Here is an 11619-nt window from a genome sequence, read left to right on the forward strand (position 1 = left end):
AGCCAGAGGCAAGCACCCATCGCCGACAGGGTCGGCTCCCACCAGAGGATCACGGGATCGCCGACAAGGTCGGCTCCCACAAAAAAAGGGCCGCCCGGATGGGCGGCCCTTTTCGCGTTCGCGTCGCCGGAGCGACGCTCGGCAGGTCTTACAGGCTGAAGTCGTACTGCACCATCAGACGCAGGTAGCGCGGCGTCTGGTAGTACGTCGGCACGCGGTAGGTCGTGCTGTAGTACGTCTGGTCGGCGCCGTTCTCGGCGATTTCGCTGATCGCGGTGGGCTTGTCGTTGTTGAACGCGTTGATCAGGTCGAGCTGAACCGTCAGGCCCTTGGCGTAAGCCGGGGTGTAGACGACGTTCGGGCTGACCGACCAGGTCCACGGCAGGCGCTTGGCACGGCCACGGCCCGAGATCTTGCCTTCGCAGTAGAAGAACTCGGAGTTGTAGCTCGGGATGCCGCCGACCGTCTCGTCACCGCCGCCGAAGCAGCTGGTCGGACGACCCGATTCGAGCAAGCCGTTCACACCGACCGACCATTCCGGCGTGATCTTGTAGCCGCCGTAGATCTTGAAGCTGTGGCGACGATCGTTCGGGAGGTAGCCGGTCGCGCCGACCATCAGTTCCGGATAGTCGAACGCGCTGGTCGTGCCGGTGTCGTCCTGGCCGTTGTCCGACTTCACGAGGCCTTCGGTGTTGCCGCGGTTCTTCGACCAGGTGTACGACGCATTGACGTACCACTTGTCGGTCGCCTTCTCGGCCGAGAGCGTGACGGCTTCGTACGTGCGCTTGGCCTTCTCGCCGAACGCGGTGCCCGGGATGGACACGTTGCGCAGGACACCGCTGCCGTCGAGGTCGACGTCGATGTTGACCTTGCTGCCCGGATTGTAGATGAAGCAGCCCGGCATGGTCGCCGGCGGGGTGAACTGGTCGCCATTGGCGTCCATGTCCAGGCCCAGGGACTTGCCGTAGGCATAGAACGGACGCCAGTCGCAGGTGTCGTCGATGGCGTTGTTGAGCTTGCGGTACGTCGCCTTCGCGCCGACGACCCAGTCGTTGAGGAACTCGTTGTCGCTGGTGATGCGATGCTGGAAGCCGAGGATGAATTCATCCTGCGAGTACGGCTTGAGGTCCTTGGTGGCGACCGAGCGCGGGTCCGGCGTGCTGCCGTTCTCGCCGTTCACGATGGACTGCCCGCTGAGCGGCGCGCCCAGGGTCGGAACGCCCGTGACCGGATCGATCGACGAATACGAGAAGTTCTGGATCGTGTAGTACGAGGCGGTCGCGGCGCGCAGGGCGACGTTCGCAGCGATCGGCAGCGAGTAGCGGCCGGCCGTACCGAAGATCTTCGTCGTGGAGTCGCCGAACAGGTCCCACGAGAACCCGAGGCGCGGCTGCCAGATGTTGCCCTGGCGGACGAAGTTCTCGGCGGCGCCGTTCTTGTTGTTGAACGAATCGTTGCGCACGCCGATGTAGGCGAGGAACTTGTCGGTCACCTGCCAGTTGTCCTGCAGGTACCAGGACTTCTGGTCGATCGCGACCGAACCGCCCGTGCGGTAGTTGTACTGCGACACGTAATCGGTGCCCGCGGCATTCGTGCGGTAGTAGTACAGCGCGCCACCGGCGTAGCTCTGGCCGGCGTCGGACTTCCACTTCTCACGCGAATAACCGCCGGCGATGTCGTGGTCGCCGATCTTCCAGTCGAGGTCGACGCGGTAGGCCGTGCGCTGGTCTTCGCCGTTGAAGCGGTCGATGGTGCTGGCCAGGTAGCACGAATGGACCGGGTCGGTCACACCGCTGAGCGTGCTGGAGCGACGGTCGATCACGTACGGGCAACCGGAGTTGGCGCCGTTGATGTCACCGTTGTACTTGGTGACGGTGCCGTCCGCGCTGACATAGTCCGAAGAGTTCTTGCTCTTCATCTTGCCCCACTGGGCGGACAGGGTCAGGTCGTCGGTGAGGTAGCTGGTGTACTTGAAGATGTTGACGTCGCCGCCGGTCTTCACATGGCGACGGCCGAGGTAGTCGTCGGTGAAGGGCTTGCCTTCGCCGTCGATCTCGGAATTGTAGTAACGATTCGTCGTGTGCTTCGTGTTGTTCATCCCCGTCCACTCGAGGATGTTCGAATCGTTGATGTTCCAGTCCAGCTTGATCAGGTAGAACGGATCGCTGTAGGTGTTGCGCTGCGCGGCGGCCGAGCTGGTGGCGCCCGGGTAGGCGGTCTCGGTCTCGCGATGCGACTGGAAGATGCCGTAGAAGAACAGCTTGTCCTTCACCAGCGCGCCACCGAGCCACGCCGAGTAGACGTTGTCGTTGTCGCTGTTCTTCTGGTAGGTGCGGTAGAGGTTGCCGTCCTTGGTGTACGTGGTCGGCTGCTGCTCACGACCCCAGGCCGGGGTGTAGACCCAGCTCGCGCCACCCTTCCACTCGTTGGTGCCGCGCTTGGTGATCACCGAGGTCACGCCACCGGTGGAGAAACCGTACTGTGCGCCGTAGCCGCCGGTCTGCACGTCGAGCTGCTGGATGGCCTGGAACGGCACTTCCGAGAACGACAGGTTGTTGTAGAGGTTGGTGACGTTGAAGCCGTTGACGTAGTAGCTGTTCTCGGCGACCGAGGCGCCACCGAACGACGGCAGGTTGCCAAAGGCGGAATCGCCCTTGACCGTGCCCGGGGTGAGCGCGGCGACGTCGACGACGTTGCGCGGCACGGGCAGGCTGTTGAGCTGGTCGGCGGTGAAGCTGGTGCGCGACTCGACGGAAGCGACGTCGATCGCGGCGAGGGCGTTGGCCGACACGGTGACGGTGTCGAGTGCCTGCGCGCTGGCGTCGGACGTGGCCGGCGCGGCGAAGTTCACCTGTGCGGACTGGCCGGCGACGACGTTGATGTCGCGGGTGGAAACGGTCTGGCCGTTCTGCTGCACGTTGATGCGGTAGCTGCCGATCGGCAGCGACGAGGCGCGGTAGCGGCCGTCTTCGCCGACGGTGACGGTGCGCGAGGCGCCCGAGCCGAGGTTCTGGATCTGGATGGTCTGCGAGGCGGCGGCGCTGCCGTAGATGTCGCCGACGGTGCTCTGCGCATAGGCGGTGCCGGCCAGCAGGCAGGCGCCAAGTGCCGAGACGAGCGCAGTGCGCTTGAACACGCGAGAGCGCGCGAACAGGGTGGTGCTTGTCATGAGGTCAAAGTCTCCCTGGCCCTGCTTTGCGGCAAGGCTGAACAGCTTGTAGTAGCGCCGCTAACGGCACTCGTTTGTGGGGGTAAACAGGGTTTGGAGTGTGGGGACACTCACGTCGCGCCAACCCAAAGGCGCCATGCGACGTAACGCGAACATAACGCGAGGGTCATGCTACTGCAAGAGTTTGAGACCGATTCCTATCCAGGCCTGCGGAAATGCACTGGATCGTGCGAAGTAAGGAAGTTCCTGCGTGCGGCATGCTGACGCATGCCGGCGCTCAGAACTTCTGCTGGTAACCCAGGTAGAAGTAGCGGTCGATGTCGAATGCGGGGTTGTAGGGCGGGCTGCCGCCGCCAGCGCTGGACACGTTGTAGTAGAACGGCCCCTTGCGACCGAACACGTTGTTCACGCCCAGCCGGATATTGCCGTTCCACGGCGCCTGCCAGCGAAGCTGGAAATCGTGGAAAGCGACGCCGCCCTTCCGGCTGACGCCGGTGACGCCGGTAAACGCGTTGAGTTCGCCGGGACGGTTGCATTCCACGTCCGTCGACCAGCATGAATCCTTCAATCCGGAAAAATACCGTGTCGTCCATGTGGCGCCGAAACGGCGCCACGACCAGTCCAGCGAAAGGTTCGAACGCACGCGGTAGAGTCCCTGCACGCCGCTCATGTAGCCGGCAAGATGACGCGGCGCGGCGCCAGGGCTGCTGACCTGCGTGTAATCCTTCAGATAGGTGCTGTCCGAGAGCAGCGTGAACTCGCCGTAGCGGGTTTCAGGGAATCGATAGTGCAGGCCGAGGTCGTAGCCTTCGGTGCGCAACGTGCCGAGGTTGGCAAGGCTTTCGTCGAGCGCGGCGACGTGGCCGTCGGCGGCGCGCGTGAAGCGCCCGCACCAGGTGGGATCGTTGCGCACGTAGCAGAAATCGAGGATGTCGCCCGCGAGGATGGGCGTGATGACATCGCTGATGTCGATCTTGTAGTAGTCGAGCGTGATGTCGAGCCCGTCGACATAGCCCGGGCTGTAGACAAGACCGGCCGTCCGCGTGATCGACGATTCCGGCTTCAGGGCGGGATTGGCGCCTGTGCGGAAGGCGGTCTGGCTTTGTCCACCGGTCGTCGAACCGATCTGCGCGCCGGACTGGTCGATCTGCCGGTAGTTTGCGGGCACGCCCGCTGCGCCACAGCGCGCGCGTACGGCGGCATCGGTGGCCGAGGCACCGAAGGCGCTGTCGCAGGGGTCGAGGAAGCTCTCGAAGCTCTCGCTCGATCCGGCATAGAGATCCGCCACGGTGGGTGCCCGGAAACCCTGGGCATAGGTACCGCGCAACAGGAGGTCGTCGAACGGCTTCCAGCGGAAACTGTACTTGTTGTTGGTGCGACCGCCGAACGCGGAGTAATGCGAATAGCGGGTGGACGCGTTCACCGCGAGTTCGCGCGCCAGTGGCAGGTCGGCGAGCAGGGGAACGTCGAATTCGAGATACGCCTCGTTGACGATGTAGCCGCCATCCGTGGGATCGCTGGCGAGTTGCGTGGTCAGGCCGGCGGAATCCGCGGGATCGGGCGTGTAGCGGCCGTTCTCGCGCCGATGCTCCACGCCTCCAGCGGCGCGAAGCGTGCCGGCGGGCAGGTCGAGCAGGCCACCGGTGAGGTTGGCGACCAGGTCGTTGGTCCGGGTGACCTGGCGGGCGGTGGTGGTGGAGGCCACGTAGTTCCACACCGTGCCGGGCGTGCCGCCCGGGCCGGCGAGGATGTTCCACGGCACGCACCCCGCGGCACGATCGGCGGCGTCGGCACAGACGGTCTGCCCATCGATCGTGGTGGTGGGCCCCAGTGCCTTGCGCGCGTTCACCAGGTTGATATTGCCGCTGGTGGTCCGGCTGGCCCGCGCCTCGGAATAGGCGTAGGTGACGTCCCAGTTCCAGGTATGGGCGATCCACTGGAACGTTCCCTCCGCGCCGGCGTCCGCATGCAGGGTCTTGCTCTTGGCCCAGATCATGCGCGGAAGCTCGGTGGTGCGCCGGAAGAACGGCGTGGCATAGCCGGGGAAGGGGTTGTACGCGTTCGCCGGATCGATGAACAACCCTTGCTGCCGTCCCGCGCCGCTCTCCAGCGGATAGCCGGCGGCCTGGCTGCGCGTATCGCGCACGCCATAGCTGGCCATGCCACGCAGGGCGATATCGTCGGTGAGGTTGTAGCGGCCCGTGCCGAACAGGTTGCGCAACTTGCTGCCGGCGCGGAAGGTCATGTCCTGGGCGGTGGAGTACTTGTCCGTGTTGCTGGCGACATTGTACGGATGGTAGTTGGCGAAGTCCGCCGTATCGCCCACCACGCCGCCGGCATGGTCGATGACGTAACGATCGGCCGGAGCACGTGGATCGACCACGCCGCCGTAGGGTCCCATGCCGAAACCATCGTCCGCATGCCGCGGGCCGTAGGCGCTGCGGGTGGTCGGGCGCTTGCTGTCGCGCAAGGTGTCGCCATCCTCGTAGCTCGCGCCGAGGATGATCGATGCGCGTTCGTTGCTCTTGCCCCAGGTGAACGCGCCATTTTTCTGGGCACCATCGCCCTTGCCATTCACGCCGTAGAAGACGTCGGCGGACGCGCCTTCGAACCGATCCGTGGTGATGATGTTCACCACGCCGCCGATGGCGTCCGATCCGTAGATGGACGACGCGCCATCCTTGAGCACTTCGATGCGTTCGACGATCGAGACGGGGATGGTCGAGAGGTCGGTCAGGCCACCCAGGCTGGTGGTCCAGCGGCGCCCGTTCACCAGGACCAGCGTGCGCACCGCGCCCAGGTTGCGCAGGTTGGCATAGCGGCCTCCGGCGTCATTGCTGGAGGACAACGTATCCTGCGGCGTGACCTCCGGCATGGAGGCGGACGGCATGCGGGCGACGATGTCGCCCAGGCTGGTGAGGCCCGTGGCGCGGATGGCCTGGCGGTCCATCGTGAAGACGGGCTGGGCCGTTTCCACGTCGGTTCCGCGGATGCGAGAGCCGGTGATCGTGACATTGACCGGAGCCAGCATCTCGGCGGACGAGGGCGCCGTTTGCTGCGCCCGGGCGGTGGCGAGGGGCAGGGCAGCCAGGAGTGAGGTCGCGAGCACCATGCGTCGCAGCGCGACATGGCGCCGGTGCTCCGAGCTGACGTGCATACCCCGTAACCTCCCAAGCCCCGCCATACCCCATCCGGGCGCGACGATCTCGCGACCATAACGCCTGGGGTATGGCGGGCGCAACCGCCGGAAGCAACGGGAGGGCCGAATCGTTTATGGCGCGGCGGGGGCCGCCGGTGCTTGTCCGCCGCCGATATTCTTCTCGAGGAACGCCTGCAGGCGGTTATAGAACTCCTCGATATTCTCCGGCTTCACGAAGCCATGCCGTTCGTCTGGCTTGGTCAGCGTTTCATAGGGCTTGTGCGCGGCGTCGAGCGCGGCGCGCATCGCCTTGAACTGGGCGAAGGGAGCACGTTCATCGTCCTCGCCGTGAACCAGGAAGACGGGAACGCCGATCTTGTCGGCGAGGTGCGTGGGCGAATTCGCCGCGAGGTCCGCCTGGTCCTTGCCGATGACCGTGGTGAGATAGCTGCGGCCCGACTTCCTGTCCTTGATGTCGCCCTTGTTGTACATCATGTCGAGATCGTAGATGCCGTCATAACCCACCGCGCACTTGAACATGCCCGGTGCGCGCACGGTGGTCATCATCGCCGCGTAGCCGCCGAAGCTGGCGCCGAAGACACAGACGCGGGCGGGATCGGCGAAATTCTCGGCGATCGCCCATTTCACGCCATCGATGAGGTCTTCCTGGATGCGGGTTCCCCACTTCAGGTAACCGGCTTGCTCGAACTTGCTGCCGCGCCCGCCCGAACCGCGGTAGTTCACCTGCAACACGAGGTAGCCGCGGTTGGCCAGGAACTGCGCGTCGTCGTCGAAGAACCATTCGTCGGAAATGCCGTGCGGGCCGCCATGGGGAACGAGCACCATCGGCAGGTTGGCTTCGCTCCTGCCCTTGGGGAAGGTGAGGATCGCTTCCAGTTCCATGCCGTCGCTGGCCTTGAAGCGCATGGGCCGGCGTTCGGCCATCTGCTTGGGATCGATCCAGGGCCGTGCGTCGAACAGCTTGCTCACCTTGTAGGTTTTCGTGTCGATGAGCATGTAGCGGCCCGGCTCGCGATCGCTGGCCACCTTGAACATCAGCTGGCTACCGTCTTCGCTGAAGTCGACGAAGCTGAGGAAATTGCCGGGGAATTTCTGCGACAAGGCCATGTGCAGCTTCGAGATCGGCGCCTGCGGATCGATGTACGTGGCCTGGGGCACGCCGGTCGTCGCGACGGTGCCGAAGGGACGCAGCGGTGCCGGTGTCCACAGGCCCGACGAGGCGACCTCGCTGAAGTCGTCCTTGCGGATCACGCGCAGATTGCCGCCGTCCTCGTCCTGCTCGACGAACTCGCCACCCTTGCCACCCGGGCTGAAGACCGCGTAGATGCGGTTGCCGTTCCCGGCGACGGTGGCTACCGGGGTGAAGTTCTGGCGTTCTTCACTCGCCTGCAGCTTGGTCCAGCCACTGCCGTCGCGGTGGAACACCACCCACTTGAAATCATCGTCGGTACCGAAGGCGAAGCGGGGCGTACCATCCGGCGCGATCATGAAGCTCATGCGGCCGATGCCGATGTCGGCCATCTGCCTGCGCGCGCTGGTCTTGGCGTCGACGTCGTAGAGCGTGCTGCGGTCCTGGTCGGCCCATGCGGTCGCGCGCATGTAGAAGTGGCCGTTGCTCTGTACCGGAGCGCCCTCGATCGTGCCCCAGCCGCGGTCGAGCGCGCGAGTGGCGGCACGCTTGCCGTAGGCCTCGAAACCGTAGAGATAATCGGGGTTCTTGCCGTCGACGTCGATCGCCATCAGCTCGCCGGTGTACGACGCGGCGCCGATCGAGCCGTCGACCTTGCCGCGCGCCACCACGAGGCGGGTGGGGCTGGTCCAGATCATGTCGGCCGGCATCTCGTACGGCGGCATGCGGATCAGGGTGGCGGGCTTGCTCATGTCGCCCACGCGGTAGATCGCCAGGCCATGGTTCTTGCCGTCGGGATCGTGGTAGGCGAGGGAGACATATTGCCCGTCCGGGGACAGGCGCGGACTGGTCAGCGGCATGCGCCGGGCGAAGTCGCTGACCGGGATGAGGTCGGCGGCCGCGGCGGTGGCCGAGGCAAGACAAAGCGCGGCCACGATGGGCCGCACGAAGCGGTACGTCATGAATTCCCCCAGGTTCGATGGATCCGTATCGTGCCGTCCCCCCGGACGGCCTCCGATGGCGGATATAGCCGATCGGTGGCTCGACGGCAAGCCGACCTTCGGTCGTGGCGGGGCGTTACACTTGGCGCTGCTTTCGATCCGGGCACCCCATGGCCACTCCGTTCATCGTAAAAATCGACCCCGTCGCGTTCTCCCTGGGTCCTGTCCATGTCCATTGGTATGGCCTGATGTACCTGGGCGGGTTCCTCGGCGGATGGGCGCTGGGTGAGTACCGCCGCCGCCAGGGCCGCCTGCCGGTGAACGCGGATCGCTTCGGCGACCTCATGTTCTACGCGATGATGGGCGTGGTGATCGGTGGCCGGGTCGGTTACATGTTGTTCTACACGGCGATCAACTGGATCTGGACCGACCCGCTGGCGATCTTCCGCATCTGGGACGGCGGCATGTCCTTCCACGGCGGCCTGCTCGGCGTCCTGGTGGCAGGCTTGTGGTGGTCGCGCCGCAACGGCGTGAAGTTCTTCGACACCGTGGATTTCGTGGCACCGCTGGTGCCGGTCGGCCTAGGGCTCGGCCGCCTGGGCAACTTCATCAATGGCGAGCTCTGGGGCAAGCCGACCGACCTGCCGATCGGCATGATCTTTCCGAACGCACCCGACGCCTTGCCCCGGCATCCGAATCCGCTCTACGAGTTCGCGCTCGAAGGCGTCGTGATGTTCACCGTACTGTGGCTGTTCTCGATGAAGCCGCGTCCGCGCTACGCGGTATCGGGCCTGTTCGGGCTGCTGTACGGCTGCTTCCGCTTCGCCGTGGAATTCGTCCGCGTGCCCGACGCGCAGTTGGGCTACATCGCCTTCGGCTGGCTCACGATGGGCCAGATCCTGTCGTTGCCACTGATCGCCGTGGGCATCTTCCTGTTGCTGCTCTCGCGCCGCGCGCCCTACGCGCCGGTGGGGATCACGCCCGTCAACGCCAGCTGATATCGTCCTCGCCATGCAGCCCTATCTCGATCTCCTTCGTCACGTCCTAGAGCACGGCGCCGAGAAATCCGACCGCACCGGCACCGGCACGCGCAGCGTGTTCGGCTGGCAGATGCGCTACGACCTCTCGAAGGGCTTCCCGCTGGTCACGACCAAGAAGTTGCACCTGAAATCGATCGTCCACGAACTGATCTGGTTCCTGCAGGGCGATACCAACACGGCTTACCTGAAAGAGCACGGCGTCAGCATCTGGGACGAATGGGCCGACGCGAAAGGCGACCTCGGCCCCGTCTATGGAGCCCAATGGCGTGCATGGCCCACCCCCGACGGCAGGACCGTCGACCAGATCGCCTGGGTGGTGGACGAGATCAAGCGCAATCCGGATTCCCGTCGGCTGATCGTCTCGGCATGGAACGTCGGCGAGTTGCCGAAAATGGCGCTGATGCCGTGCCATACGATGTTCCAGTTCTACGTCGCGAACGGGAAGCTGTCGTGCCAGCTGTACCAGCGTTCGGGCGACATCTTCCTCGGCGTCCCGTTCAACATCGCCAGCTATGCCCTGCTGACGCACATGGTCGCGCAGGTGACGGGCCTGGAACCGGGGGATTTCATACATACCCTGGGTGATGCGCACCTATACTCGAACCACGTCGAACAAGCGACGAAGCAGCTCACGCGCGAACCGAGGCCCTTGCCGAAACTGGTGCTGAACCCCGACGTGCGCTCCCTCTTCGACTTCCGCTTCGAAGACATCGCGATCGCCGGCTACGACCCGCACCCGGCGATCAAGGCGCCCGTGGCGGTGTAAGTCAAACGGCCGTTAGTTCCACCGCAACCCGCGGAGGACTACTATCCGCTGCGCACGGGCCGCAGGCCCGACCATTTCCGTCTTTGACTCGCGAAGGAAGTTTCATGGCCGTTCACCTGGTTGCCGCGCTCGATGAAAACTTTGCCATCGGCAAGCAGGGAGGACTTCCCTGGCACCTTCCCGACGACCTGAAGTACTTCAAGCGCCTGACGATGGACAAGTCGGTACTGATGGGCCGCAAGACCGCCGAGTCGATCGGCCGGGCGCTGCCGGGCAGGGTGAACTACGTGCTCTCGCGCAAGGGCGTGGCGCCTTTTCCGGGGCAGATCACGGTGCGCTCGGTGACCGAGGCCCAGGCCAGCTGCGGCCACACCGGCCTCATGGTGATCGGTGGCGGCGAAGTATTCCGCGAGGCGCTGCCGTACGCGCGCAGCCTTTACCTCACGTGGGTCTACGCGGCCGTGGAAGGCGCGGACGTCTTCTTTCCCGGGATCGATTTCAAGGAGTGGACCGAGGTGTCGCGCGTGCACCACGCGGCCGACAAGGAACATCCGCATCCGTTCGACATGGTCGAATACGTCCGGAACGTTTGATGCACGTCGTCGCCGGCGTCCTCGTCGACGACCGCGGCCGTATCCTCATCGCCCAGCGGCCGCCGGGCAAGCACCTGGCGGGCCTGTGGGAGTTTCCCGGCGGGAAACTCGAACCGGGTGAGGTCGCCGCGGCGGCGCTGGAGCGCGAGCTCGACGAAGAACTGGGGATCGTCGTCGATCCGCATTCGTTCGAAGCGTTGATCCGCGTGCCGTGGAACTACGGGACGCGCCAGATGGTGCTGGAAGCGATGGTCGTCCGTGCCTGGAACGGCGAACCGAAGGCGCTCGACGCGGCGGCTATCGCGTGGCATGAGCCCTGGGCGATCGATCCGGCCATCCTCGCCCCGGCCGACCGGCCGATCCTCGCCGCGGCTCGCCTGCCGGGGCGCTACCCGATCACCGCGGCCCTGGCGACGCCGGACGAGGCCGTCGCCGGATTGCTCGCGGCCCTGGACCGCGGCGAGCGGCTCTTGCAGCTGCGCCTTCCCGCACAGCCTGTCGAGGTCGTGCGCGCGGTGGCGTCACGCGTATTACCCCATGCGCGGCGTTTCGGAGCGCATCTGCTTCTCAACCGCGATATCGAAGGCGCGTTGTCGTTGGGTGCTGGCGCGGGGGTGCATCTGGCCGCAGCGCAACTGCGCGACCTGACGGCGCGACCGCTCCCACCGGCCCATGTCGTCGGCGCCTCTTGCCACGATGCGGAAGAACTTGCGCTCGCCTCGCGGCTCGGTTGCGATTTCGCGACCCTGTCGCCCGTCCTGCCGACGGCAAGCCACCCCGATGCCGAGCCGCTGGGGTGGCCACGTTTCGCGAAACTGGCC

Annotated in this window: 7 protein-coding genes; 4 read left to right on the forward strand and 3 right to left on the reverse strand. The window is 65.3% G+C overall.

Annotation, left to right across the window (positions count from 1 at the left end; genetic code table 11):
* Window positions 1–148: 148 nt before the first annotated feature.
* From ACR9ZJ_RS16950 to ACR9ZJ_RS16960, 3 genes are all read right to left on the reverse strand, one after another.
* The gene (locus ACR9ZJ_RS16950) at window positions 149–3169 is read right to left on the reverse strand and encodes a TonB-dependent receptor (RefSeq protein WP_481281094.1); all 3021 of its coding nucleotides are present in this window, start codon (window positions 3167–3169) and stop codon (window positions 149–151) included.
* Between the two features lie 277 nt (window positions 3170–3446).
* A complete protein-coding gene (locus tag ACR9ZJ_RS16955; protein ID WP_481288408.1) occupies window positions 3447–6326 on the reverse strand; it encodes a TonB-dependent receptor domain-containing protein in 2880 nt (959 codons plus the stop codon).
* 114 nt (window positions 6327–6440) lie between these two features.
* Window positions 6441–8420, reverse strand: a complete 1980-nt coding sequence (locus ACR9ZJ_RS16960) for an alpha/beta hydrolase family protein (RefSeq protein WP_481288409.1) — start codon at window positions 8418–8420, stop codon at window positions 6441–6443.
* 149 nt (window positions 8421–8569) lie between these two features.
* Here ACR9ZJ_RS16960 and lgt point away from each other — a divergent pair, with 149 nt between their 5' ends.
* From lgt to ACR9ZJ_RS16980, 4 genes are all read left to right on the forward strand, one after another.
* Window positions 8570–9397 (forward strand): prolipoprotein diacylglyceryl transferase, encoded by an 828-nt coding sequence (gene lgt, locus ACR9ZJ_RS16965; protein WP_481281091.1) that lies wholly within the window; start codon window positions 8570–8572, stop codon window positions 9395–9397.
* Window positions 9398–9410: 13 nt separating this feature from the next.
* Window positions 9411–10205, forward strand: a complete 795-nt coding sequence (locus ACR9ZJ_RS16970; protein ID WP_481281090.1) for a thymidylate synthase — start codon at window positions 9411–9413, stop codon at window positions 10203–10205.
* Window positions 10206–10309: 104 nt separating this feature from the next.
* Window positions 10310–10798 (forward strand): dihydrofolate reductase, encoded by a 489-nt coding sequence (locus tag ACR9ZJ_RS16975; RefSeq protein WP_371022071.1) that lies wholly within the window; start codon window positions 10310–10312, stop codon window positions 10796–10798.
* A partial coding sequence (locus ACR9ZJ_RS16980; RefSeq protein ID WP_481288410.1) for a Nudix family hydrolase occupies window positions 10798–11619 on the forward strand: 822 nt, incomplete at its 3' end. The genes ACR9ZJ_RS16975 and ACR9ZJ_RS16980, both read left to right, overlap by 1 nt.

The sequence above is a fragment of the Luteibacter sp. KNZ12-1A genome, assembly GCF_056755675.1.